The following is a 24,503-nucleotide window of genomic DNA, read 5'->3' on the forward strand; positions in this document are numbered from 1 at the left end:
GGCGGCGGCCCATGCCGGGGAGTCGGGGCAGATGAGGCCTCGGTGCCGTCCGGACGGCACCCGCCCCAGCTCGGTGACGGACTCTCTTGCGACCGGTAGGTCAGACCGGCAGGTTCCAGGAGCGGCCGTCGGGTGTTCCCAACCACACGCGTTGGGTGCCGTCCGGGTCCACGGTCAGCCCGAGGTCCGAGTGTGGGGGCGAGCCCGCGTCCTGCCAGGCGGTGAGAGCGTCTTCCACCTGATCCCAGAGGCGAAGAGGGCCGTGCTGGTGCACCGTCCAGCCGTATCCGTCCGGTTCGGTCCACGCCTGTGATCCGGTGGCGACGTCCACGAGGATCACGCCCGTGCCAGTGGTCATGAGTTCGGCGGACGGTGCGGCGAGCTGAGCGAGGAACTGCCCTGTCCAGTCTTCCAGGAGTGCGGGGTTCACGCGGGTGGTGCGGGTGTGGCCGGGATACTGCTGGAAGATGGGCCGAGGCGGGCGTTCGTGGGGGCGGGCGAGCATGTAGCCCATCTGGTCGGGGCGGAAGCGGCCGGTGGCGGTGCCGTCGTCCTGGACGGTGAGGCGGACGAGTCCGGAGGCGAGCATCCATCCGCTGATGGTGGTGGTGACGGTTCCACCGGCGCGTACTTGGTACAGCCATGCTGGGGGGATGTGGCGGACGGCGCAGGTGGCCACGATGTGGTCGTATTCGGCGTCGTCCTTGTGTCCGGCGAGGCCGTCGCCGGTGATCAGCGTGGGGTGATAACCGGCGGCGTGGATGTGGTCGGCCGCCGCGGCGGCCAAGCCCGGGTCGTACTCGATGGAGTACACGTTGTCGTCGCCGAGGCGGCTGCACAGGATGGCGGTGGAATAGCCGGTGCCGGTGCCGATCTCCAGCACCTTGTGGCCCTCGCTGACCCCGGCGACGTCGAGCATGCGCACGATCAGGGAGGGCAGCGTGCTGGACGAGGTGGGGCGGCCGGTGACGGGTCCGGTGGCGTCGACCGCGGTGGTGCCGTCGACCTGGGTGACCCAGGTGGTGTCCTGGTAGACGAGCCTCATCCACTTTCCGGGATCGGTCCAGTCGCGGTGCACGGGGGCCCACCCGCGGCCGTCGAACTGGAACAGGCCGTTGCCCAGGAAGAGTTCGCGGGGCACCGTTTCGAGGGCTGTGCGCCATGCCGGGTCGCCCACGGGGACGGCGGCGGCGAGTCGGCGGCGCAGGTCGGCGGGGTCGGTCATGCGAGGGCTCCATGCTGTAGGCGGTCGGCGATGGCGTGCTTGATGGGAGCAGTGATGTGGTCGGGGAACCAGGCCCATTGACCGTTGGGGTTGCACTCGTACCAGTGCCAGACGCCATCACGGTCCAGACCGAAGTCGAAGGCGCCGAAGCCGAGTCCGAAAGCTTCGGGGTAGGCGCGCACTCTTCTGGCGATGGCCGGGGGGACGGGCACGGGGGTGTAGAGGAGCCGCTCGTAGTGGCGGCGCCAGTCCACGCCAGGTGAACCGTCGATACGGACGGCGGTGAGGTAGTCGCCGACGGCAGTGAGGCGGATGTCGGCGGACTTGCTGACGCGCTGCTGGAAGAGGTGCGCGGTGTGACGTAGACGGTCGTCGATCTGTTCTGGGGTGACGTCCTCGATCCACACGGTGAGCGGGCGGCCGGTGTCGTCGGTGTGCTCGGTTTCCCTGAGCGGCTTGTAGAGGACCGGCCCGTGTTCGGCGGCGAAGGTGCGGGCGCGCTCGGGGTCGTTGGTGATGAGCGTGGGTGGCACGGTGAAGCCGCAGGCGGCAGCCGTGGCCAGTTGCGCCGGCTTGTACTCGGCATCCCGGTTGCGCCATGGGTGGTTCAGGTAGTGCGCGCCGGGCAGAGCGGCGAGGATGCCGCCGAGGCCGTACCGGGCTTCTTCGACGGCCCACCGTCCGGTCTGCTCGTCCATGGCAAGGTCGGCGGTGTAGGGGGTGGGCCGCCGCCAGTACACCGAGCGAACGTTCCCGAGGTCGACGCTCCGGGACGCGGTGGCGAGAGTGCCGCCGGTCCGGATGCCGGCGAAAGTGCCCGACAGGGTCACCTCGCGGGGAAAGTCGCCGGGATCCAGGCGGACCACTGGCACGCGACGCTGGTTCAGTTCGGTGATCACTTCATCCGCGGTCGCGTCGTCCAGGCGCGTGACGACGAGGACGGGCGGCCCACCCACAGCCATCAGTCAGAGTCCCCGTTCTGGTCGCTTCCCTGGTCCGGGGTGCCGTCCAGACTGGTCTTCGTGCTCGTCTCCTGCGACGTCTCCGAGCGCTTGTGCTTGGCCTCCGCCGTCAGCGGTGCGCCGTCGGGGCCGACCCACGCGGGGACCTGCGTGTGCGGGTCGAGGACGGGCCGGGCGGCGGAGAGGACGGCCGCAGTCGGGTAGGGCCGCATGCGTCCGAGTCCCCAGGGCTTGACCTGAACCAGTGGCGTCAAGGGCTGTTGCATGAGTCTCCTCGTCTCTCAGATGATCCGACAGTGGAAGTCGCCGCCCAGGGCTTCCGGACGGCGGAAGGGCTCAGCCCGCTGCGCACACCGGCAGGGATGGCTATGGGGGCGGTCCGGTGTGGCGAGAGCCGCTACGTGCGGCTCCTTGTCGGGAACGGAGTGCGCAGCCGGGGCAGAATCCGTGTGGACTTCGTCGAAGACCATGGACACCACCAGCCCGAGCCCAACGGCGACGGCCCCCAGGAGCCCGGTGCCGGCGGTTGCCCCGTCGGCTTGCAGCATGCGGCGACGGCCGATCATTGGTTGCCGACCTTGATCGCGATCTCGGCCCAGACGCGCTTACCCCAGGGAAGGACATCGGTTCCCCAGCGGTCGGAGAGGGCGTCGACCAGGAGGAGGCCACGACCGCCGATGGCATCTGGTCCAGGGATGTGCAGCTCGGGCATGCGGCGGGACTTGTCGACCACGGCGACGCGGAGCCGGCCGGGGTGCGGCTGCTCGGCGATCACCCGGACGCTGTGAGAGTGACCGTGGCGGACTGCGTTGGTGACGATTTCGGAGATCAGGAACGTGCCAGTCTCTGCGGTGTCCTGGTCCATGCCCCACTCCGCGCACGCCTCGCGGACTATCTGACGCGCCACTGGAACACTCGCGGCCTCGCTCGCGAGGGTGACGCTCTGGCGCGGGTATCGCCCGGGGCTCACTCGCTCGTTGGTCATGGTCATCGTCACGCCTTGGTCTGGGCGGCTGGGGGATGGCCCGCCCGCGCGCCTCGGGGGAGAAGCCTGCGGGCGGGGCGGCGCCGAGATGCGTGCACAGGTGCGTCTCCCGGCGGCTGACAGTCAGTCAACGCGCGGAGGAGAGGGCGGGGAGACTCCGGAAGGTGACTCCAACGCGGAGTCAGGTGAGCGGCGCTGGCCTTAGCATCGGCTCCATTCGCTACTCGGGGGAGTCACAGATGGACCGTCTGTCACCGGACCCGCGTGAGGTCGTCGCCGGTCTGCTCGGGGACGAACGCCTGCTCCATGCCTGCGCCGAGCGGGACATGGGCGCGGTGTTCCGGATGCTCAACGCGCGCGGTGTCAGTACGCGGCGCATCGCTGCCGCCGTCGACATCACGCAGGGGCGGCTGTACGACTACATGAACGGCAAGAGCCGGGTGGAGAAGCTGACCCTGTTCGAGCAGATCTCCGACGCCTTCCACATCCCCGGCCGTCTGTTGGGGCTGGCTCGACGCTCGTGGGAGCCCGCGCCGGCGACCGCCGAGCACGAGCGGACGGACCGGCCGCCGGACGGTGACGACCTGGTGGCGATGGATCATTTCCGCAGCGCTGACCAGCAAACCGGCGGCGGCAGGTTGTACGGGGCTGTCGTCCGGCATCTGTCGGACCGGGTGGCGCCCCGGCTGGTCGACATCGGCAGCGGTCCGCAGGTGTTCGCCGCAGCAGCCGCGCTGACGGAGATGGCGGGCTGGATGGCTCACGACTCCGGTCATGACGACCGCGCGGCCCAGCATTTCGCCCGCGCGCTCCCTCTGGCCCGCGCCTCTGGTGACCTCCCGCTGGCCGCGCACGTCGCTGCGAGCAGCGCCCACCTTGCCCTTGAGACCGGGGATGCGGCCGGTGCTGTCGGCTGGGCGCGGACCGGGCTCGAACTGGCAGCGCAGGGGCCTCGGATTCCCGCGCTGACGGCGCGGCTGCACTCCATGCAGGCGCGTGCGCTGGCGGTCGCGTCCCAGCGCACCCCGGCCGCCCACGCGCTGGAGGCCGCGCACCGCGACCTTACGGCTTCACCCGCTGCTGATCACCCGTGGCTGAGCCCGTTCGACGCCGCCGCGCTGGCCAGCGAGTCAGCTCTGATCCTGCGTGACCTGGAGCAGTACGACGAGGCACTGTCGCATGCCGAACAAGCTGTTGCGCTGCGCGAGGCGGGCCGGGCGCGGTCCCTGGCTCTCAGCCGGATCAGCCTGGTGGACATCCACGTGCGCCGGGGTGACCTGGACGCCGCGGTGAGCGTCGGCCACGACCTCCTCGGTACGAGCCGACTCTCGGTTCGGTCCGCGTGGTGCAGCAGCTTGACGGGCTACGACGGCTGCTGGAGCCACACCGGGGGTACCGGCCGGTCCGGGAGTACCTGGCGCGGTTCGATGATGCACGCCGCGCCAGAATGCTCCTGCTGGCCGATCTGATCCCGCCGCCCCAGAGAGGCACCACCGCATGAGGCCCACAGCACCCGATCCCGCCGACACCGACGCGTGGAATGCGTACCTCGCGGAGGGCAACGCCAAGCAGGCCCGCAAACGCGTGGCGGCCGATGTGCTGCTGCGGGATCCGTCCGGCCGTGTGCTCCTGGTGAACCCCACCTACAAACCGGGATGGGATCTGCCCGGCGGCATGGCGGAGGCCAACGAGCCGCCGGAGGACACGGCACGCCGTGAGCTGATGGAGGAACTCGGCGTGCGCATCACCCTGCTCGGGCTGCTGGTGGTGGACTGGGTGGCCCCGCACGGCCCCTGGGACGACCAGCTCGCGTTCGTCTTCGACGGCGGCACCCTGGACGAGGACCAGGCCGACCGGCTACGGCCACGGGACGACGAGCTGTCCGAAGCCGCCTTCGTCACGGCCGCCGAAGCCGCCGGCCGCCTCCGGGACCGCGCCCGGCGCCGGTTCGAGCACGCTCTGAAGGCACTGGACGCGGGACGGCCGCTGTACCTCCGGGACGGCGCACCCGCCATATGAGACCGTGTCGCCCGGTTTCAGCGCCCGAGGTACGGCTGCCTTCATGGCTGCGTACGTAGCCGCGCGATCCGGTCCGAACCGGTGTGGACCGGGGTCCAGCGAGGCCCACCAACACGCGAAAAAGGGCGACTGAACTGCACTTTCGCCGGCCAGAAGCCCTGAGCGGCAGACGAGTCGGGCTGTACGCCGGGTTCTGTTCCCGGGGTTCCTCGCGGAGCCCCGGGCGACGGCCATCCATCTAGGGCCGGCGTTGCCGCCGGCCTCGTGCGGTCTACCCGCGGACTCGGGCGGGCAGCCCTCATGCGTCCGCGCAGGAACCCCTGGGGGTTCCCTTTTGACCTTGCTCCGGGTGGGGTTTACCTAGCTGCCCAGGTCACCCTGGGCACTGGTGGTCTCTTACACCACCGTTTCACCCTTACCGAGGACCGAGGTCCCCGGCGGTCTGTTTTCTGTGGCACTGTCCCGCGGGTCACCCCGGGTGGCCGTTAGCCACCACCCTGCCCTGTGGAGCCCGGACGTTCCTCGGGAAGCCCCCTAGGGGGACTCCACGCGGCCGTCCGCCCGGCTCGTCTGCCGTGCCGACCATGGTACCCGCCGGATCCGGCCGATCTCCCGCTTCGGTGCCGCGGCCGTGGCCAGCACCGAGCCCGCCAGGATGAGGGTGAAGGCGACGCCGATGCCGAGGGTCAGTTCCTCGTCGAGGAAGAGGGCGCCCGCGGCGACGGCGACCGCCGGGTTGACGTACGTGATGACGCCGGCGCGGGTCGGGCCGATCTCCTTGATCAGCTCCAGGAAGGCCACGAACGCGATCGCGGTGCAGACGACGCCGAGGCCGGCGAGGGCGGCCAGTACCTCGCCCGGGGGCACGGTGGCGGGCCGGGTCAGGAAGGCGGCCGGGGCATAGACGATGGCGGCCAGGGCGAGGCAGGGGGTGATGAGCTGGAGGGTCGGGACGTCCTTGAGGTGCCGGGCGGCTATCAGCGGCGCGACGGCGTAGCCGACGACCGTGACCAGCACCTCGGCGAGGGAGCGGGCGTCGCCGCCGGTGAGGTGCGGCAGGGTGAGGACGGTGACGCCCGCGAGACCGAGGGCGAGTCCCGTGACACGGCGGGCGCCCACGCGTTCCGCCGCGCCGAAGAAGCGGGCCAGGACGATGCCGACGATGGGCACGCCCGCGATGAGCAGTCCGGCGGTGGAGCTGGACAGGTGGCGTTCGGCGTCGGTCAGGGTCCACCAGGGGCCGACGATCTCGATGACGGCGAAGGCCAGCATGGGCTTCCAGTGCGTGCGCACGGTCCGGGCCAGACCGCCCTGGCGCAGGGCGAACGGGAGCAGGAGCGCGGCGCCGAGCGCACATCGCGTGAACACCACGACGGACGGGGACAGCTCGTCCACCGCCACCTTGATCATCAGATAGGGGACGCCCCAGACGACTCCCATCAGGGAGAACAGGGCCCAGCCGCGTGCAGTCATGGCGGCAGTCTGGCCGCCGCGGCTAGCGGCGGTCTTGAACGCTGTTGCGGTACGCCGCCGGGGTCACCCCCAGCACCCGCCGGAACCACCGCGTCAGATGCGCCTGGTCCGCGAACCCGACCAGGGCGGCCACCTCGGCGGGCCGCAGCCCGCACTCCAGCAGCCGGCGCGCCCGGTGCACGCGGTACTGGGCGAGCCAGGCGTACGGCGGCACGCCCATCTCGGTACGGAAGGCCCGCAGCAGCTGGTAGCGGGACAGGCCCAGGTCGGCGGCGAGGGCGGCGAGGGACGGCGGTTCGGTGAGTTCGTCGGCGAGGCGGTCGCGTACGGCGCGTACGACGGCACCGGCGCCCGGCACGGTGTCGCTGACGGGGCGGGCCGTGGAGTGCCGCCGGGCCAGCGCGGTCAGCAGCCACGGCACCCGCGACTCGGCCTCCAGCGGGTCGGGGCAGGCGCTCAGCTCGGTGTGGGTGTTCAGCAGCGCGGCGGCGAGTTCCGGGTCGTCGAGCACGGCGTCCTGGAAGTGCCGCTGCCCGGCGCCGAGCGTGCCGTCGGCGAGGAGGTCGGGCGCGGCGTAGAGCGCGCGGTAGGAGTAGCCGACATCAGGGGTGGCGGGGCCGCCGGTGTGCATCTCGCCGGGTTCGAGGATGACGATCGAGCCGGGCCCGGAGCGGATGCGACCGCCCCGGTAGTCGATGGACTCCAGTCCGCCGACGGTCACTCCGACGGTGAACTCGTCGTGCGCGTGCGGCGCGTAGACGTGCCGGTCGAAGCAGGCGGTGAGCAGATCCAGCGCCGGCCCGCACCGCCCGAGCCGGGCCCGCGTCCACCGCGCGTTCTCCCTCACGTCCACCGCACACCCCCGGGGACAGGGGATCAGAGGAAGTCGCCGGTGTCCAGATCGAACCCGAAGGGCTCGGGGAGGGTGAGGGGCTTGCCGAAGGCGAGCGTGCGGAGTTCCCGGTGTTCGCCCTCCTCCGGGGCGCTGAACAGCGTCACCACAAAGGCACCGCGGTCGACGAGCAGGTGGAGCGGGATGCCCCCGCGGGCGTAGCAGCGGCGCTTGGTCTCGCGGTCGGCCTGCGGGCCGTTCCCTCGATCGTGGCACACCCGGCTCCCCTCACGCGGGCACGAACCGGACCGTGGCCGTTGCCGGGTCCGCCTGTGTGAGGCGTACCCGGAGACGGTCGCCGAGCGGGAGGGCGGTGCCGTCGACGCGGCCGATGACCGCCGGGTCGGTGAGCTGGACGGTGCCGGTGTCCGGGTGGTGTTCCTCGACGTCGATCACGCAGGCGTCGAAGGTCTCGCCCACCCGGCCGGCGAGGACCGCCGCCTCGACCACGTCGACGCACTCGCGCTCCACCGCGCCGGCCCGGCGGGCGCCCGTGCTCATCTCGGCGGGCAGGGAGGCGAGCGCGGCGAGCACCCAGTCGGGCGGGTCCTGACCGGCGACGGCGGCCAGGCACAGTTCGGCGGTGTAGCGGTCGGCGAGGCGGCGCAGGGGCGCGGTGCAGTGGGTGTAGGGGGCGGCCACGGCGGCGTGGGTGGTGATGGCGGGCAGGGCGCCGTCGCGGAAGACGGTGTAGCCGGCGCCGCGCAGCAGCGTGGTGCACTCCAGGAGGAAGGCGGCATGGCGTGGCGTGTGCGGGTCGAGGGAGCGGACCAGGTCGGCGTACGAGACGTGGTGCGGCCAGTCGACGCGCAGGGCGTGCGCGGTGCGGCGCAGGCGGCCGACGGCGCCGTCGGGGGCGGCGGGCAGGGTGCGCAGCACTCCGGTGCCGTGGGTGAGCATCAGCTCGGCCGCCGCCATGCCGGTGAGCAGGGAGATCTGGGCGTTCCAGCCGTCGGCGGGGAAGGGGGCGCGATAGGCCAGGGCGTAGGTGCCGTCCTGGGGGACGATCTCCTGCTCGGGAACGTTGAGGGAGATGCCGCCGCGTTCGGCCTCCAGGCGCTCGCGCAGCAGGCCGACGGTCTTGAGCAGGGCGACGGGTTCCTCGGCCCGGCCCTCGTCGAGCTGCCGCTGGACGCCCGCGTAGTCCAGTCTGGCCCGGCTGCGGACCAGGGCGCGGCGGACGTCGACGGTGAGGGTGCGGCCGTCCGCGTCGAGGTCGATCGTCCAGAGCGCGGCGGGCCGGGGGCCGTCGGGGAGCAGGCTGGCGGCGGCCTCGCCGAGCGCCGGCGGGTGCAGGGGGACGCGTTCGTCGGGGAAGTAGAGGGTCGTCACCCGCCGGTGGGTCTCGGCGTCCAGCGCTCCGCCGGGGGCCACGAAGGCGGCGACGTCGGCGATGGCGTACCGGACGCGGTAGCCGGTGCCCTGCCGGGACAGGTGCATCGCCTGGTCGAGGTCGGTGGCGGCGGGCGGGTCGATGGTGAACAGGGGGATGTCGGTGGCGTCGTACGACGGGAGGGTGGGCGTCCTGGCCGCCTGTTCGGCTTCGGCCAGCACCTCGGGCGGGAAGCCGTCGGGGACGCCGAGTTCGGTGCGCAGCGCGGCGAGGGCGGCCCGCAGCGGGGCTTCGGGGGCGCCGGTCACGCGGAGGGGACGGCGGGGCATACGGCGAGCGTAGGCCGCGGGGTGCCGGGTGGCACGCCGTACGCTGGCGGGAGTTCTACCGAAGGAGTTCGTGTGCTGGTCCTGCTGCCGCCCTCGGAGGGAAAGGCCTCCTCCGGCCGGGGCGCCCCGCTGAAGGTCGAGTCGCTGTCGCTGCCCGCGCTGACGGAGGCCCGTGAGGCCGTCCTCGGCGAGCTGGTCGAGCTGTGCGCGGCGGACGAGGACAAGGCGCGCGAGGTGCTGGGGCTGAGCGAGGGCCTGCGCGGTGAGGTGGCGAAGAACGCGGAGCTGCGCACGGCCGGGGCGCGGCCCGCCGGGGAGATCTACACCGGTGTGCTGTACGACGCTCTGGACCTGGCCTCGCTGGAGACGGCGGCGAAGCGGCGCGCCGCGCGTTCGCTGCTGGTGTTCTCGGGGCTGTGGGGCGCGGTCCGGGTGACGGACCGGATCCCGTCGTACCGCTGCTCCATGGGTGTGAGGCTGCCGGGGCTGGGGGCGCTGGGCGCGTTCTGGCGGGCGCCGATGGCCGCGGCGATGCCGGAGGCGGCCGGGGACGGGCTGGTGCTGGATCTGCGGTCGGCGGCGTACGCGGCGGCGTGGAAGCCGAAGGGCGGGACGGCCGGGCGGACGGCGACGGTGCGGGTGCTGCACGCGCCGACCCGGAAGGTGGTCAGCCACTTCAACAAGGCGACCAAGGGGCGGATGGTGCGCGCTCTGCTGTCGGCCGGGGTGACGCCGTCGGGGCCCGCGGAGCTGGTGGAGGCGCTGCGGGACCTCGGGTACGAGGTGGAGGCGCAGGCTCCGGCGAAGGCGGGGCAGGCGTGGGCGCTGGATGTGCTGGTGGACGAGATCCACTGACGCCGTAGTCACCGGGCCACACCCGGCGCGTTGCAATATGCGCAACGCCCTTTGCGCACAGCGCTTCACCAAGGGCAGGATGACGCCATGGTCCTGCCCTCGGTTCCCCCTGCCGCCTCCGTCCTCGACCTCGCGCCCGTCGTCCCCGTCGTGGTCGTCGCCGACCCCGCCGACGCGGTGCCGCTGGCCCGCGCCCTGGTCGCCGGCGGACTGCCCGCGATCGAGGTGACCCTGCGCACGCCCGGCGCCCTGGAGGCGATCCGTGCGATCGCCGCCCAGGTGCCGGACGCGGTCGTCGGCGCGGGCACGGTCATCACGCCGGAGCAGGTCGGCGAGGCGGTGGCGGCGGGGGCGCGGTTCCTGGTGAGCCCGGGCTGGACGGAGGTCCTGCTGACCGCCATGCGGGAGTCCGGGGTGCCGTTCCTGCCGGGGGTGTCGACCACCTCGGAGGTGGTGGCGCTGCTGGAGCGCGGGGTGCGGGAGATGAAGTTCTTCCCGGCCGAGGCGGCGGGCGGTACGGCCTATCTGCGGTCGCTGTCCGGGCCGCTGCCGCAGGCGCGGTTCTGCCCGACCGGCGGGATCGGCCCGGACTCGGCGCCCGGCTATCTGGCGCTGCCCAACGTCGGCTGTGTGGGCGGGAGCTGGATGCTGCCCGCGGACGCGGTGGCGGCGCGGGACTGGGCGCGGATCGAGGACCTCGCCCGGGAGGCGGCCGGGCTCAGCGCAGGTGCGAGGTGTCGTTGAACAGGCGGACGCTGGGGTTGCCGTCGGCGTAGTAGGCCACCACCGACAAGGAGGCCGCCGACAGCTCCATGCGGAACAGGGACTCCGGCGGGGCGCCGAGGGCCAGCCGCAGCAGCGTCTTGATCGGCGTGACATGGGTGACCAGCAGCACGGTGCGGCCCGCGTACGCCGCGACCAGCTTGTCGCGGGTGGCGGCGACCCGGGTCGCGGTCGCCGCGAAGCTCTCGCCGCCGCCGGTCGGTTCGGCGTCCGGGGAGGTCAGCCAGGTGCTCAGGTCCTCCGGGTGGCGCTCGTGCACCTCGGCGAAGGTCAGCCCCTCCCAGGCACCGAAGTCCGTCTCCCGCAGCCCGTCGTCGATCCCCACCTCCAGGCCGAGGCGGGCGGCGACGATCCCGGCGGTCTGCCGGGTGCGGGCCAGCGGTGACGACACGATCGCCTGGATCGTCCCGCGCCGCGCCAGCGCCGCCGCGACGCGTTCGGCCTGTTCGCGGCCGACGTCGGAGAGGGACGGGTCGCTGCCGCCGCTGCCGGAGAAGCGCTTCTGCGGGGTCAGCGGTGTCTCACCGTGGCGCAGCAGCACGAACGTCGCCGGCGCCCCGAGGTCCGGGGCGGAGCCCCAGCCGACGGTGGGGGTGGCGACGGTACGGGCGGCACGCAGGTCGGCGGCGGCCCCGGCCGGGGAGGCGGCGGCGGGCTCGCTCACGGAGACGGCGGTGGGCCCCATCGGAGAGGCGGCGGCGGGTCCGCTCACGGGAGCGGCGGTCGGCTCCACCGGAGAGACCGGCTCCACCGGAGAGGCAGCCACCGGCTCCACCGCAGAGACCGGCTCCACCGGCGAGGCGGCCACCGGCTCCACCGGCGAGGCGGCCGCCGGCTCGAGCGGTGCGGCGGTGGGTTCGCCCTGCGCGGCGGCGGTGGGCTCGGCCGGGGAGACGGCCGTGCCCCGGTCCATCGCCTCGTTCGCCAACCGGTCCGCGTGCTTGTTGCGCTCGCGGGGGATCCACTCGTAGGTGACCTGCTCCGGCGGGAAGACCCGGGACGCCTCCATGGCGAGCGGCTTCATGTCGGGGTGCTTGATCTTCCAGCGGCCGGACATCTGCTCGACGACCAGCTTGGAGTCCATCCGGACGTGGATCCGGGCGGTGGGGTCCAGGGCGCGGGCGGCGCGGAGCCCGGCGAGCAGGCCCCGGTACTCGGCGACGTTGTTCGTCACCACGCCCAGGAACTCGGCCTCCTCGGCCAGCGTCTCGCCCGTCGCCGCGTCGATCACCACGGCCCCGTAGCCCGCGGGCCCCGGGTTGCCCCGTGACCCGCCGTCGGCCTCGACGATGAACTCCCGCACCGCGACTGCCCCTACAGGCCCGACTCGGCCGTGCGCACCAGGATGCGGCGGCAGTTCTCGCACCGCACCACGGTGTCCGCGGCGGCCTTGCGGATCTCGTTCAGCTCGGTGATGGCCAGCTCCTGGCGGCAGCCCTGGCAGGTGCGCGCGTACAGCTTGGCCGCGCCGATGCCGCCCTGCTGCGCGCGCAGCTTGTCGTAGAGCTTCAGCAGGTCGGCGGGGACGGCCGCGGCCACGACCTCGCGCTCCTTGGTGACCGAGGCGGTCTCGCCGTCGATCTCCTCGAACGCGGCGTCCCGGCGCGCGGTGGCGTCGTCGATCTTCGACTGGACGGAGGCGACCCGCTCGGTCAGCTCGGCGACCCGCTCCTGCGCGGACTCGCGGCGCTCCATGACCTCCAGGACGACGTCCTCCAGGTCGCCCTGCCGCTTGGCGAGCGAGGCGATCTCCCGCTGGAGGTTCTCCAGGTCCCTGGGCGAGCCGACCGCGCCGGAGTCGAGGCGCTTCTGGTCGCGTGCGGCGCGCTGGCGCACCTGGTCGACGTCCTGCTCGGCCTTGGTCTGCTCGCGGGCGGTGTCGCTCTCCTCGGTCTGCGCGGCCACCAGCAGGTCGCGCAGCTGCGTGAGGTCCTTGGTCAGCGACTCGATCTCGGCGTGCTCGGGCAGCGACCTGCGCTTGTGCGCGAGCTGCTGGAGGCGGACGTCGAGGCCCTGGACGTCGAGGAGGCGGATCTGGTCGGCGGGCGCGGCGTTCAGTTGGGGGCTCCCATTGCGCTAGAGGTCGTGGTGGACGCCGCGTGGGCGGTCCAGGGGTCGGTGACCGTCTTCGAGACGTGGACCCGCAGGCCCCATCCGTGACGGTCGGAGATTTCGTCGAGCTGGCTCGCGGCCAGCTCGCACCAGGGCCACTCGGTGGCCCAGTGCGCCGCGTCGAGCAGCGCGAGGGGACTGTGGGCCACCGCTTCGGAGGCCGGGTGATGGCGCAGGTCGGCGGTGAGGAAGGCGTCCACTCCGGCCGCCCGGACCTGCTCGAAGAGGCTGTCGCCGGATCCGCCGCTGACGGCGATCGTACGGACGGTGGCCTCGGGATCGCCGGCCACCCGGATGCCCTGCGCGGTGGCGGGCAGCCGCTCGGCGGCGCGGGCGGCGAGCTCGCGGACGGTCAGCGGATGGTCCAGTTCGCAGATCCGGCCCAGGCCGCGGCGGCCCTCGGGGTCGGTCGGGTCCGTCACCAGCGGTCCGACGACCCGCAGGTCCAGCGCGCCGGCGAGGGCGTCGGAGACTCCGGGGTCGGCGGTGTCGGCGTTGGTGTGGGCGACGTGCAGCGCGATGTCGTTCTTGATCAGGGTGTGCACGACGCGGCCCTTGAAGGTGGAGGCCGCGACCGTCGTCGTCCCGCGCAGATAGAGCGGGTGGTGGGTGACCAGCAGGTCGGCGCCGAGTTCGACCGCCTCGTCGACGATCTCCCGGACCGGGTCGACGGCGAACAGGACCCGGGTGACCTCCTGGCCGGGGTCGCCCACGACCGTGCCGACCGCGTCCCAGGACTCGGCCCGCTCGGCGGGCCACAGGTTCTCCAGCGCGGTGATGACTTCAGACAGACGGGGCACGGAAGACAGGCTACCTGCCTGTTTCGCGCGGCTGAACCGCTGTCGCCCGCGCTCCGGGGCCGGCGCCCCGCGGAGCACAAGCGTCCCCGTTTCCTCAGGCGAACCGCCAGGCGGCCACCCGTATGTGTGAAGCGGCGGTCGGCCGGTCCTCCGTCTGTGCGTACGAAAACTAGCTTCGTCGCCGGAGGTGACCGAACGATGACGGCGTGTGCGATCGAGCCTGCGGCGGGTGACCAGGACGGCTTCTCCCCGCGGGCGGGCTGCGTGATCACGGTGGACGGCGGCTATGCCGCGCGCCTCGCCCGCAGCGGCGACAGCTGGTTCCCGGAGCGCTGGACCCTGGACGGCCCCGAGCCGTACGCCGTGCCGCTGCCCGGCAACCAGCCGGAGGAGCCCGGCACCGAGGTGCAGCCGATGGGCGACGGGCGGGTCCTCATCCGCCGTCACGTCGACGGCCGCCATCTCTTCTCCCTGCTGTACCCGACCGGGCCGGGCACCGGCGAGCTGCCGCTGGGCGCGGTGGAGGGCGCCGACGCCGAGTTGTGGCTGCTGCCGCCCGCGCCCGGTGGCGACCGGGCCTACGCGCTCGCGGTGGGGGCGAGCTCCAGCGCGGTGTGGCTGGTGGCCGGGGGCGCGTTCGGGCCGGAGCACCTGGCCCTGATCCCGGGGCGCTGCTCGGGCGGGGTGTGGCTGGACCGCACCGGGCGGATGCTGGCGCTGGACCGGGAGCAGGACGGCCGCACCAAGACCGTGGTGGTCGATCTGGAGCGGGGTGGCGAGGTGTCGCCGCTGCTCCAGATCGCCGCCGACAGCGACGACCGGCTGCTGCTCGCCGATCTCGACAGCGGGCTGCTGCTGATCACCTCCGACGCGCCTTCGCCCGGCCGGGCCCGGCTGGGCTGGGGGGTGCTGGGCAGCACGCTTCCGGTGCGGTTCCCGGACTGCCTGCGGGTGGCGGAGGACTGCGCGGTGACGCCGTTCGCCGTCCAGCCGGGGCAGATCCTGACGCCGGAGAGCTGCGGGGTGGCCCTGCGGATCGACGGTCCGGCGGGCAGCTGGCTCGGGGTGTGGCGGGCGGCGGAACGCCAGGTGCACCATCTGCCGGCGCCGGAGGGGTGGCTGACGGGCACCGGATGGTGGACGGCGGCGGGGGTGCTGCGGCTGCCGTACGCCACGGAGGCGGTGCCGTGCGGAGTGACCGAGGTGGCCGCGCCCGCACCGCCGGCCGCTCCTCCGGCACCCTCGGCGCCCTCCGAGTCCGCCGCGCACGCGGAGAAACCGGCGGAACCGGATGCTCCGGCCCCGGTCGCGCCGCGTCCGGTGCCGTTGCAGCAGGCTCCGCTGGGGCGTCTGGTAACGAAGTAGTGGCGGTCGGCGTGGCCGTCTGGATTCGGCCCGAGCCCTGCCGGTTAAACTCCCCCGCTGTAGGAATGATCATGTTTTGACGGGGTGAATTCTTCCGATGAGCGACGCCAGCACGTCCCAGCCGCTGTCCGCCGACGCCGCCACGGCGCCGGGTCACGGCAAGCACCGCGGTCCGGTCTCGGCGCAGGAGACCGAGACGGCCCCGCACGGCCGGCACCGCAGGCCGAGGGAGCAGCAGGCCGAGTCGGCGGCCTGACGGCACCCTTCTCGGCAGTGTCGAGCCCCGTTCACCGCACGGTGGGCGGGGCTTCGCCGTGCCGCGCGTCAGCGGTGCCGGACGACGGTGTCGGCGAGGACCGGCGCGTCCGCCCGCTCGACGGCGCCGACGGCGGCCCGGATCTCCCCGTCGCCGCGCCACATGCGCACCCGCAGGGTCTCGCCCGGGTACACCACTGCGGCGAAGCGGGTGGCGAAGCCGCGCACCCGGGTCACGTCCCCGCCGAGCAGGGTGTCGACGACCGCTTTGAGCGTGATGCCGTAGGTGCACAGGCCGTGCAGGACCGGGCGGTCGAATCCGGCGCGCGCGGCGAAGTCCGGGTCGGCGTGCAGCGGGTTGCGGTCGCCGGAGAGGCGGTAGAGCAGGGCCTGGTCCTCGCGAACGGGGCGCTCGACGGTCCGGTCGGGTGCGCCGGCGGGCGGTTCGCGCCGGGTGGCGGTGCCCCGGTCGCCGCCCCAGCCGCCCTCGCCGCGTACGTGGACGTGGGCCTCCTCGGTCCACAGCGGGCCCTCGGCGTCGGCGGCGTCGGTGCGCAGGACGAGGACGGCGGCCCTGCCCTTGTCGTGGACGGCGGTGATCCGGGAGGTGGCGGTGGCCCGGCCCTCCGGTGGGATCGCGCGGTGCGCGGTGAGGGACTGTCCGGCGTGCAGGACGTGGGCGAGGTCGACGTCGACGCCGGGCATGGACAGGGCCCGGATCACGCCCGGCGGGCCGCCGCCGGCGACGGTGGCGAAGCTCGGCAGGACGTGCAGCCGGGACTCCAGGGTGTAGCGCAGTTCGCGGGGGTCGCGGGCGGGCACGCCGGCGCCGATGCCGAGGTGGTAGAGCAGGACGTCCTCGGCGGTCCAGGCGATCTGGCGGGTCCGTGGTCCGGCGGCGAGCGCCTGGGCCGCGTCGATGGGCATGTGCTCCTCCTGCCGGCGCTCGGCGGTGCTGACGGTACGTCGGCTACGGTGCCGTGCGCCGCAGCACGCGCATCGACCCCGTCGCCGACACCTCCGTGAACGCGCCGGACTCCAGCGCCCGCAGATAGATCCGGTAGGGCGCCTGGCCGGTGAACTCGTCGACCGGGTCCGGGAAGACGTCGTGGATGACGAGGAGTCCGCCCTCGGCGAGGTGCGGGGCCCAGCCCTCGTAGTCGGCGCCGGCGTGTTCGTCGGTGTGGCCGCCGTCGACGAAGACCAGGCCGAGAGGAGTGGCCCAGAACGCGGCGATCTGCGGGGAACGGCCGACCAGGGCGACGACGTGGTCCTCCAGGCCGGCCCGGTGCAGGGTGCGGCGGAAGGTGGGCAGGGTGTCCATCAGGCCCAGCTCGGGGTCGACGGTCTCCGGGTCGTGGTAGTCCCAGCCGGGCTGCTGCTCCTCGCTGCCGCGGTGGTGGTCGACGGTGATCGCGGTGACGCCGGCGGCGCGGGCCGCGTCGGCGAGGAGGATCGTGGAGCGGCCGCAGTAGGTGCCGACCTCCAGCAGCGGCAGCCCGAGCCGGCCGGCCTCGGCGGCGGCCTCGTACAGCGCCAGCCCTTCGTCGACGGGCATGAACCCCTTCGCGGCCTCGAAGGCGGCCAGGATCTCCGGCTCGGGTGCCGCGTTCATGGGGTTCCTCTCGGTCGTACGTGCGCAACTGGCGCCCCATGCTGCCGTACCCCCTGGCGCGGGACGGCAGGGGGTACGGGAAGGCGGACACGGCCGGGCTTCCGGCGCCCGGCATGATCGGCGAGACACCCCCTAGGCGCTGACCGTCTCGCCCGGCAGCGACAGGTCCAGCTCGACCAGGCGGTCGTCGCCGGCGTGGGTCGCGGCGGAGGCGTGCGGGGCGTGGCCCGCGGCGCGGGCGGCGACGACGTACGGGCCGGCGGCGGATACGGCCAGGGCGTAGCCGCCGTCCGCGCCGGAGAGGGTCGCGCCGGCGCGGCGGCCCCGGTGGTCGATCAGGGTGACCCGGGCCTGGGCGACGGGCGCGCCCTCGGCGTCCAGGACCCGGCCCCGGAAGCCGCCCAGTGCCGCGGTGGCGCGCTCCAGGTTGGCGTCCTCCTCACTGGCGGCGCGCAGCTGCGGCTTGCCCGAGGGGCGCTGTCCGGGCAGGAACAGGGCGAGCAGCAGGCCGACGGCGACGGCGGCGGTGGCGATGAGGAAGGAGACCCGGAAGCCGTGCATGGTGGGGACGGCGACGCCGCCGGTGACGTTCGCGGTGTCGGCCAGCACCATGCCGATGACGGCGCTGGAGACGGAGGTGCCGATGGAGCGCATCAGGGTGTTGAGGCCGTTGGCGGCGCCCGTCTCGGAGGCGGGGACGGCGCCGACGATCAGCGCGGGCAGCGAGGAGTAGGCGAGGCCGATGCCGGCGCCGAGGACCACCGAGGTGACGACGGTCTGCCAGGCGGCGTCCATCAGGCCGAGGCCTCCGGCGTAGCCGACGGCGATCACGACGAGGCCGGTGATCAGGGTGGTCTTGGGGCCGTAGCGGGCGGAGAGGCGGGCGTAGAGGGGCGCGGTGAACATCATCGTCAGGCCCAGCGGCGCCACGCAGAGGCCGGCGACGACCATCGACTGCCCGAGGCCGTAACCGGTGGCGGAGGGCAGCTGGAGGAGCTGGGGCAGGACGAGGGAGACGACGTAGAAGGAGACGCCGACCATGATCGACGCGAGGTTGGTGAGCAGCACCTCGCGGCGGGCGGTGGTGCGCAGGTCGACGAGGGGCGCGGCCAGGCGCAGCTCCATCAGGCCCCAGAGCAGGAGCACCAGGACGGCCGCGGCGAACAGGCCGAGGGTGGTGCCGGAGGACCAGCCCCAGTCGCTGCCCTTGGTGACGGGCAGGAGCAGCAGGACCAGGCCGGCGGAGAGGCCGAGGGCGCCGGGCAGGTCGAAGGTGCCGGGGGCGCGGACGGGTGATTCGGGGACGACGAGCAGGGTGAGCGCGATGGCGAGGACGCCTAGGCCCGCGGCGCCGTAGAAGAGGGCGTGCCAGTCGGTGTGCTGGGCGACCAGGGCGGCGGCGGGCAGCGCGAGGCCGCCGCCGACGCCGATCGACGAGCTCATCAGGGCCATCGCCGAGCCGAGCCGTTCGCGCGGCAGCATGTCGCGCATCAGGCCGATGCCGAGCGGGATGGCGCCCATGGCGAAGCCCTGGAGGGTGCGGCCGACGATCATCGGCAGCAGGGTGCTGGTGAGGGCGCTGACGAGGGCGCCGACGACCATCACGGCGAGGCTGGTGATCAGCATGCGCCGCTTGCCGTAGAGGTCGCCGAGCCGGCCCATGATCGGCGTGGCGACGGCTCCGGACAGCAGGGTCGAGGTCAGGACCCAGGTGGCGTTGCTGGGTTCGGTGTCCAGCAGCTGCGGCAGGTCCTTGATCACCGGGACGAGCAGGGTCTGCATCACCGCGACCACGATGCCCGCGAAGGCGAGGACGGGGACGAGGGCCCCGCTCGCGCTTCGGGTGGGCCGGTCGGTCGTGAGCGTCATGGGAAGGGGCCTCCAGGCAGCCGGCTCGATGAGCGGAAGTGAGGGACGGCGGTATGTGTGCAGGATGAACCCCGTCTGCCCGGGCAACTATTCCGATGCTTTGAGTCGCTAAGCATTTCTTGACCCAGTCATGGCGATCTGACCCGCCATCAGCACAGAAGCCCAGCGAAAGTTTCGCTCCGCTGTGCGCCTCCAAGAAGGCCAAATCCCACCCCTGCGCACCCCGTTGACGCGTCCGCCGTATGCCCGTACCGTCTGCGCACCAATCGGAAACCCGCACGAAACTTTCGGGAGACATTCATGCACACCAGCACGTCCTCCCGTGCCCGAAGGGCACTCGTCCTCGGCCTCGCCGGTCTCCTCGCCGCAGCCGGCGTGACCGTCGCGTCCGGGACCGCCGGGGCGGCGAGCACGCTCGGGGCGGCGGCCGCCGAGAAGGGCCGCTACTTCGGCACCGCGGTCGCGGCCAACCACCTCGGCGAGGCGGCGTACGTCTCGGCGCTCAACACCGAGTTCAACTCGGTGACCCCGGAGAACGAGATGAAGTGGGACGCCGTCGAGCCCAGCCGCGGCTCGTTCTCGTTCGGCGCCGCCGACCGGATCGTCAGCCACGCCCAGGGCCGCGGCATGGCGGTCCGCGGCCACACCCTGGTCTGGCACTCCCAGCTGCCGGGCTGGGTCTCGGGCCTCGGCGCCTCCGACCTCAGAACGGCGATGAACAACCACATCAACCAGGTCATGGCCCACTACAAGGGCAAGATCCACTCCTGGGACGTGGTGAACGAGGCCTTCCAGGACGGCGGCAGCGGCGCCCGCCGCAGCTCGCCCTTCCAGGACAAGCTCGGCAACGGCTTCATCGAGGAGGCGTTCCGCACCGCCCGCGCCGCCGACCCGGCCGCCAAGCTCTGCTACAACGACTACAACACCGACGGCGTCAACGCGAAGAGCAATGCCGTCTACAACATGGTCAGGGACTTCAAGGCGCGCGGCGTCCCCATCGACTGCGTGGGCTTCCAGTCCCACTTCAACAGCGCCTCCCCGGTCCCCGCCGACTACCAGGCGAACCTCCAGCGCTTCGCCGACCTCGGCGTCGACGTCCAGATCACCGAGCTGGACATCGAGGGCTCCGGCACCAGCCAGGCGACGAGCTACGGCAACGTCGTCAAGGCCTGTCTGGCCGTCACCCGCTGCACCGGCATCACCGTCTGGGGCATCACCGACAAGTACTCCTGGCGGTCCAGCGGCACCCCGCTGCTGTTCGACTCCAACTACGTCAAGAAGCCCGCGTACACCGCCGTGCTCACCGCGCTCGGCGGCTCCTCCGGCGGCGGCACGCCCGGCGGCGCGACCTGCACCGCCACCTACAGCAAGGCGGAGGAGTGGAGTGACCGCTTCAACGGCCGGGTGACCATCACCGCGGGCAGCACGGCGATCACCGGCTGGAGCACCACGGTCACCGTCACCTCGCCGCAGAAGATCGTCACCACCTGGAACGGCTCGCCCACCTGGGACAGCAGCGGCAACGTCATGACGATGCGGCCGAGCGGCAACGGCAGCCTGGCCGCCGGCGCCTCGACCAGCTTCGGCTTCACCGTCATGAAGAACGGCAACTCGGCGGCCCCGGTGATCGGAGCCTGTACGGCCTCCTGACCCGGACCTTCGTCCCTCCTCGGTCGTACGACCCGCTCCGGGCCGTACGACCGAGTCGGTTCCGGGACGAAATACCGATGCCTGAGGCACCCGGTGGTTGAGAACATGGCTCTCATGCTCCGAGCCGCTGACACCACCACCCGAGTCCCGCGCCGCCCCGCGCCCCCCGCCTGGCTGGTGGTGGCGCTCGCCTGCGCCGGACAGTTCCTGGTCGTGCTCGACGTGTCCGTCGTCAACGTGGCGCTGCCGTCGATGCGCACCGACCTCGGGCTCAGCGGTCCCGGACTCCAGTGGGTGGTGAACGCCTACGCCATCGCCTTCGCCGGGTTCATGCTGCTCGGCGGGCGGGCCGGCGACCTCTACGGCCGCAAACGGATGTTCCTCGTCGGGCTGGCGCTCTTCACGCTGGCCTCGGCGGCCGGCGGGCTGGCCCAGGAGGGCTGGGAACTGCTGGCCGCGCGGGCGGTGCAGGGACTCGGCGCCGCCGTCCTCGCCCCGTCCACGCTCACCCTCCTCACCGCCGCCGTCCCCGAGGGCGCCGCCCGGGCGCGGGCCATCGCCACCTGGACGGCGGTCGGCGCGGGCGGCGGCGCCGCGGGCGGGCTGGTCGGCGGCGCGCTGGTCGAGGGGCTGTCGTGGCGCTGGGTGCTGCTGATCAACGTGCCCGTCGGCGCCGTCGTCCTCGCCGCGGCCCTGCTCCGGCTCACCGAGAGCCGCGCGGGCGACGGCCGCCGCCTCGACCTGCCGGGCGCGGTGCTGGTGACGGCGGGGCTCGGCACGCTGGCGTACGGCATCTCACAGACCGAGGCGGAGGGCTGGGCGGCGTCCGCGACCCTGGTCCCGCTGGTCTCCGGGCTGCTGCTGATCGGGCTGTTCCTGCTGGTGGAGGCGCGTACGGCGGCGCCGCTGATGCCGCTGCGGCTGCTCGGGCTGCGGCCGGTGGCATCGGCGAACGCGGCCATGTTCCTCAGCGGTTCGGCGATGTTCTGCATGTGGTTCTTCATGACGCTGTACGCGCAGAACGTGCTCGGCTACGCGCCGCTGGAGGCCGGCCTCGCCCTGGTGCCCAGTTCGCTCGCCGTGGTCGTCGGCTCCAAGGCCGCCCCGCGTCTGATGCGCGGCCTGGGCGCCCGCCGGGTCGCGGTGCTGGGCACGCTGGTCGCGGCGGCCGGCTTCGGCTGGCAGTCGACGATGAGCGCGGAGGGGACGTATCTGACCGGGATCATGATTCCGGGCGTCCTGATGATGCTCGGCGCGGGCCTGGCGGCGACACCGCTCGCCTCCCTCGCCACCTCCGGCGCGGACCCGCGCGACGCCGGACTCGTCTCGGGGATGGTCAACACCTCGCGCACGATGGGCGGTTCGCTGGGGCTCGCGGTGATGTCGACGATCGCGGCGGCACGGACCGGGCGGAGCGCGGGGGCCGTGGAACTCACGGAAGGGTACGCGCTGGCGTTCCGGGTGTCGGCGGGCGTGCTGGTGGTGGGCGCGATGGTGATGGCGGTCTGGCTGCCGGCCGAGGAGCGGGCGCCGGCCCGGTGAGGCCGTAGGGTGGCCCCGTGTCGTACGCAGGTCCGGAATTCGATCCGCCCCCCGCCCGCCGTCCGCGCCGCAGGCTGATGGCCGTGGTGGGCGCCGCGCTGGTGGCCGGCGCGCTGGCCGGGTGGCTGGTGGTGCAGGGCACCGGCGGATCGGACGGCGGCGGCCGGCAGGCCTCGGGCACGGCGGGCACCTCGCCGTCCGCCTCCGGGTCCTCCGCCGCGCCCAGCGGCTCCGGCGACGCGAAGCCGGACCCGGCCGCCACCGGCCCGAGCGCCACCGCCGGCCCCCGCGGCGGTCCGCTCAAGGGCAAGGTCGTCGTCATCGACCCCGGGCACAACCCCGGCAACTTCCGGCACACCGGCGAGATCAACCGCCAGGTCGGGATCGGCACCGGGTCGAAGGAGTGCGACACCACCGGCACCTCCACCGACGACGGTTACACCGAGGCCGAGTTCACCCTCGACGTCGCCCACCGCCTGCGTGACCTCCTGGAGGAGCAGGGCGCGACGGTGAAGCTCACCCAGGACGGCGACCGGCCGTACGGGCCCTGTATCGACGAGCGGGCGCGGATCGGGAACGAGGCGGACGCGGACGCCGTGGTGTCCGTCCACGCCGACGGCTCCGGGGCCGGGAACCGCGGATTCCATGTGATCCTGCCGGGCGAGGTGCACGCCGGTGCCGCCGACACCCGCCCCATCGTGGGTCGTTCCGCGGACCTGGGTGAGCGCATCGCGGGGAGCTTCGTGCGCGTGACCGGCAGCGCGCCCTCCAACTACGTGGGCGGGGGTACCGGACTCGTCACGCGTGAGGACCTGGGCGGTCTCAATCTGTCAACGGTTCCCAAGGTGTTCATCGAGTGCGGCAACATGCGCGATACCAAGGACGCGGCACTGCTGACCAGCGGCGCCTGGCGGCAGAAGGCCGCGCGGGGGATCTCTGAGGGAATCGTGAGTTTCCTGCGCGGGTAGTGATCGGCGCGGGTATCCCGGCGGACAGCCTCACCGGGCGGGCGATAGGGTCGTCCGTACGATGAGGGGCCACCCCCGCGCTTCACACCCGGGCCTGACGGCGACATGGTGACAGCGATGCCTCCACTGACGACGAGACGACTGACGAAGGACCTGAAGTGAATATCCGCTCCCTCACTAGAGGCGACGGCGTGGTGATCGGAGCAGCGGTATTGCTGTTCATCGCGTCGTTCCTCGATCTGTACTCGATCGACGGGATCCCCGACAGCTACGACCTCCCGAACCTCTGGGCGAGCGGACCGGTTCTGCTCGGTGTCGTGCTCGCCGGTCTGATCGGCGCCGCGCTCGTCGTCGTCTCCCGGGGGCTGCCGCAGCCGCGCAAGATCGCGGGCCTGGACCTGGGCCAGTTCGGCGTCGCCTTCACGGTGTTCGCGGCCTGGAGCGCGCTCGGCAACATCTTCGACCCGGCGGGCGGCGCCAACAACGTCGGTGACACCAGTGACGGTCCCGACGCCGGCGTCGGCCTCATCCTGGCGCTCATCGCGACCCTGGTCCTGGCCGCCGCGGCCGTCGCCACCCCGCTGGTCCCGGCGCTCAAGGCCGCCCTCGTCGGCGCCCCGCGCCCGGCCGCCCCGCAGCCCTACGGCGGCCAGCCCCAGGGTGGTTACGGCTACCCGGGCGCGCAGCAGCCGTCGTTCGGCGGTCAGCCGCAGCCGGGTCCCGGTCCGCAGCAGCCGCCGTACGGCGGTCAGCCGCACCAGCCCCAGCAGGCGCAGGCCCCGCAGGCTCCGCAGGCCCCGGCGGGTGACTTCTCCCCGTTCTGGTTCGCCGTTCCGGTGCCGCGTCCGCTGTTCGCGGAGGACGGCTCGCCCACCCCGATCGCCGAACTGGCGCCGGGCACCTGGTACCTGGCCGTCGAGCAGCGCGGTGCGGCCCTGGTCGCGCAGACGCAGGACGGTCGCCGGGGTGTCCTTCAGGACACCAGCGGCATCCAGCGCGGCTGACAGCCCGCCGCAAGACGTGCACGGCCCCTCGCCCTTCCGGCGGGGGGCCGTCGTCGTGCGGGCGGTGTGTCACGGGAAGACGGCGCCGCCCGAAGGTCAACTCCGGTGAATCCGGGGGAAGCTGGACCGCACACGGTTTCGAGGCGGGCGGAGCGGCAATCCGACGTCCATGGCCTCTCGATATCGCTCCACCCAGGCAGGCCGGGCGATCGCGATCGTCGCGGACATCATGGCCCTCATCCTGGGACTGTGGATCCTGATGTACCTGTTCGACGCCAACCGCGGCAACGACTTCGTGCAGTTCGTGCACGACGTGGCCCGCTGGCTGGCAGGCTGGTCGCACGATCTGTTCACGTTCGACGAGGCGTGGGCGCGCGTGGTGGCCGGCTACGGTCTCGCCGCGGTCGTGTACCTGTTCGTGGGGCACGCGATCGCCAACCGCATCTACCGTCACTGACCACCGGCCC

Annotated in this window: 23 protein-coding genes, 1 other RNA gene and 2 pseudogenes; 11 read left to right on the top strand and 15 right to left on the bottom strand. The window is 73.0% G+C overall.

The window, feature by feature from the left end; all coding sequences use genetic code 11:
- Window positions 1-100: 100 nt before the first annotated feature.
- From tgmC to ABT232_RS04895, 4 genes are all read right to left on the bottom strand, one after another.
- Window positions 101-1,225, bottom strand: a complete 1,125-nt coding sequence (tgmC, locus tag ABT232_RS04880; RefSeq protein ID WP_351835937.1) for an ATP-grasp peptide maturase system methyltransferase — start codon at window positions 1,223-1,225, stop codon at window positions 101-103.
- Window positions 1,222-2,187 carry an ATP-grasp ribosomal peptide maturase gene (gene tgmB, locus ABT232_RS04885; protein ID WP_351835940.1) on the bottom strand — a complete coding sequence of 322 codons (966 nt, stop codon included), beginning with the start codon at window positions 2,185-2,187 and terminating at the stop codon, window positions 1,222-1,224. The genes tgmC and tgmB overlap by 4 nt, the downstream gene beginning before the upstream one ends.
- On the bottom strand, window positions 2,187-2,453 hold the full coding sequence (tgmA, locus tag ABT232_RS04890; protein ID WP_351835943.1) for a putative ATP-grasp-modified RiPP: 267 nt from the start codon (window positions 2,451-2,453) through the stop codon (window positions 2,187-2,189). Before tgmA ends, tgmB begins: the two co-directional genes overlap by 1 nt.
- Before the next feature lie 296 nt (window positions 2,454-2,749).
- Window positions 2,750-3,178 carry an ATP-binding protein gene (locus ABT232_RS04895; RefSeq protein WP_351835946.1) on the bottom strand — a complete coding sequence of 143 codons (429 nt, stop codon included), beginning with the start codon at window positions 3,176-3,178 and terminating at the stop codon, window positions 2,750-2,752.
- A gap of 233 nt (window positions 3,179-3,411) precedes the next feature.
- Between ABT232_RS04895 and ABT232_RS04900 the strand changes: the two genes are divergently transcribed.
- Window positions 3,412-4,641, top strand: a complete 1,230-nt coding sequence (locus ABT232_RS04900; protein ID WP_351835948.1) for a tetratricopeptide repeat protein — start codon at window positions 3,412-3,414, stop codon at window positions 4,639-4,641.
- Window positions 4,642-4,669: 28 nt separating this feature from the next.
- Complete coding sequence (locus ABT232_RS04905; protein WP_351835950.1) at window positions 4,670-5,191, top strand: NUDIX domain-containing protein; 522 nt, start codon at window positions 4,670-4,672, stop codon at window positions 5,189-5,191.
- A 166-nt stretch (window positions 5,192-5,357) separates the two neighbouring features.
- Here the strand turns inward: ABT232_RS04905 and rnpB are convergent.
- From rnpB to ABT232_RS04930, 5 genes and pseudogenes are all read right to left on the bottom strand, one after another.
- Window positions 5,358-5,760: RNase P RNA component class A (rnpB, locus tag ABT232_RS04910), an RNA gene on the bottom strand.
- Window positions 5,761-5,884: 124 nt separating this feature from the next.
- Window positions 5,885-6,664, bottom strand: a pseudogene (locus ABT232_RS04915) (DMT family transporter); the annotation flags it as partial.
- Between the two features lie 22 nt (window positions 6,665-6,686).
- Window positions 6,687-7,517 (bottom strand): AraC family transcriptional regulator, encoded by an 831-nt coding sequence (locus ABT232_RS04920; RefSeq protein ID WP_351835953.1) that lies wholly within the window; start codon window positions 7,515-7,517, stop codon window positions 6,687-6,689.
- A 23-nt stretch (window positions 7,518-7,540) separates the two neighbouring features.
- Window positions 7,541-7,750 (bottom strand): annotated as a pseudogene (locus ABT232_RS04925) (Uma2 family endonuclease); the annotation flags it as partial.
- Between the two features lie 34 nt (window positions 7,751-7,784).
- Entirely contained in the window at window positions 7,785-9,218 is a 1,434-nt protein-coding gene (locus ABT232_RS04930; protein ID WP_351835956.1) for an RNB domain-containing ribonuclease, read from the bottom strand.
- 72 nt (window positions 9,219-9,290) lie between these two features.
- On the opposite strand from ABT232_RS04930, the gene yaaA reads away from it, so the two are divergent.
- Both yaaA and eda read left to right on the top strand, forming a co-directional pair.
- Complete coding sequence (yaaA, locus tag ABT232_RS04935) at window positions 9,291-10,073, top strand: peroxide stress protein YaaA (protein ID WP_351835958.1); 783 nt, start codon at window positions 9,291-9,293, stop codon at window positions 10,071-10,073.
- Window positions 10,074-10,160: 87 nt separating this feature from the next.
- On the top strand, window positions 10,161-10,817 hold the full coding sequence (gene eda / locus ABT232_RS04940) for a bifunctional 4-hydroxy-2-oxoglutarate aldolase/2-dehydro-3-deoxy-phosphogluconate aldolase (protein ID WP_351835960.1): 657 nt from the start codon (window positions 10,161-10,163) through the stop codon (window positions 10,815-10,817).
- Here eda and ABT232_RS04945 read toward each other — a convergent pair.
- The 3 genes from ABT232_RS04945 to ABT232_RS04955 are packed head-to-tail and all read right to left on the bottom strand — an operon-like array spanning window position 10,792 to window position 13,768.
- Complete coding sequence (locus ABT232_RS04945) at window positions 10,792-12,159, bottom strand: bifunctional RNase H/acid phosphatase (protein ID WP_351835962.1); 1,368 nt, start codon at window positions 12,157-12,159, stop codon at window positions 10,792-10,794. The two genes, eda and ABT232_RS04945, sit on opposite strands and share 26 nt — an antisense overlap.
- Before the next feature lie 11 nt (window positions 12,160-12,170).
- Entirely contained in the window at window positions 12,171-12,914 is a 744-nt protein-coding gene (locus ABT232_RS04950) for a zinc ribbon domain-containing protein (protein ID WP_351836304.1), read from the bottom strand.
- The gene (locus ABT232_RS04955; protein ID WP_351835965.1) at window positions 12,911-13,768 is read right to left on the bottom strand and encodes a Nif3-like dinuclear metal center hexameric protein; all 858 of its coding nucleotides are present in this window, start codon (window positions 13,766-13,768) and stop codon (window positions 12,911-12,913) included. Before ABT232_RS04955 ends, ABT232_RS04950 begins: the two co-directional genes overlap by 4 nt.
- Window positions 13,769-13,966: 198 nt before the next feature.
- Here ABT232_RS04955 and ABT232_RS04960 point away from each other — a divergent pair, with 198 nt between their 5' ends.
- Together ABT232_RS04960 and ABT232_RS04965 are read left to right on the top strand one after the other, a co-directional pair.
- Window positions 13,967-15,133, top strand: coding sequence for a hypothetical protein (locus ABT232_RS04960; RefSeq protein WP_351835966.1), 1,167 nt, complete (start codon window positions 13,967-13,969; stop codon window positions 15,131-15,133).
- 97 nt (window positions 15,134-15,230) lie between these two features.
- Complete coding sequence (locus ABT232_RS04965) at window positions 15,231-15,389, top strand: hypothetical protein (RefSeq protein WP_351835969.1); 159 nt, start codon at window positions 15,231-15,233, stop codon at window positions 15,387-15,389.
- A gap of 68 nt (window positions 15,390-15,457) precedes the next feature.
- On the opposite strand, the gene ABT232_RS04970 is transcribed toward ABT232_RS04965, so the two are convergent.
- The 3 genes from ABT232_RS04970 to ABT232_RS04980 all read right to left on the bottom strand — a co-directional run bounded on the left by ABT232_RS04970 (window position 15,458) and on the right by ABT232_RS04980 (window position 18,872).
- Window positions 15,458-16,315, bottom strand: coding sequence for a MaoC family dehydratase (locus tag ABT232_RS04970; protein ID WP_351835971.1), 858 nt, complete (start codon window positions 16,313-16,315; stop codon window positions 15,458-15,460).
- A 43-nt stretch (window positions 16,316-16,358) separates the two neighbouring features.
- On the bottom strand, window positions 16,359-17,003 hold the full coding sequence (locus ABT232_RS04975) for a class I SAM-dependent methyltransferase (protein ID WP_351835973.1): 645 nt from the start codon (window positions 17,001-17,003) through the stop codon (window positions 16,359-16,361).
- A 132-nt stretch (window positions 17,004-17,135) separates the two neighbouring features.
- Complete coding sequence (locus tag ABT232_RS04980; RefSeq protein ID WP_351835976.1) at window positions 17,136-18,872, bottom strand: MFS transporter; 1,737 nt, start codon at window positions 18,870-18,872, stop codon at window positions 17,136-17,138.
- Window positions 18,873-19,172: 300 nt separating this feature from the next.
- Between ABT232_RS04980 and ABT232_RS04985 the strand changes: the two genes are divergently transcribed.
- The 5 genes from ABT232_RS04985 (at window position 19,173) to ABT232_RS05005 (ending at window position 24,493) form a co-directional block, all read left to right on the top strand.
- Window positions 19,173-20,522: a glycoside hydrolase family 10 protein gene (locus ABT232_RS04985; protein ID WP_351835979.1), complete on the top strand. Its 1,350-nt coding sequence runs from the start codon at window positions 19,173-19,175 to the stop codon at window positions 20,520-20,522.
- 105 nt (window positions 20,523-20,627) lie between these two features.
- On the top strand, window positions 20,628-22,064 hold the full coding sequence (locus ABT232_RS04990; RefSeq protein WP_450871570.1) for an MFS transporter: 1,437 nt from the start codon (window positions 20,628-20,630) through the stop codon (window positions 22,062-22,064).
- Window positions 22,065-22,081: 17 nt separating this feature from the next.
- Entirely contained in the window at window positions 22,082-23,032 is a 951-nt protein-coding gene (locus ABT232_RS04995) for an N-acetylmuramoyl-L-alanine amidase (RefSeq protein WP_351835984.1), read from the top strand.
- 158 nt (window positions 23,033-23,190) lie between these two features.
- Window positions 23,191-24,036, top strand: a complete 846-nt coding sequence (locus ABT232_RS05000) for a hypothetical protein (protein WP_351835986.1) — start codon at window positions 23,191-23,193, stop codon at window positions 24,034-24,036.
- Window positions 24,037-24,205: 169 nt separating this feature from the next.
- Window positions 24,206-24,493, top strand: coding sequence for a hypothetical protein (locus ABT232_RS05005; RefSeq protein ID WP_351835989.1), 288 nt, complete (start codon window positions 24,206-24,208; stop codon window positions 24,491-24,493).
- Window positions 24,494-24,503: the final 10 nt, after the last annotated feature.

The organism is Streptomyces sp. NPDC001532 (assembly GCF_040298625.1).
In the GTDB taxonomy this organism is placed as follows: Bacteria; Actinomycetota; Actinomycetes; order Streptomycetales; family Streptomycetaceae; genus Streptomyces.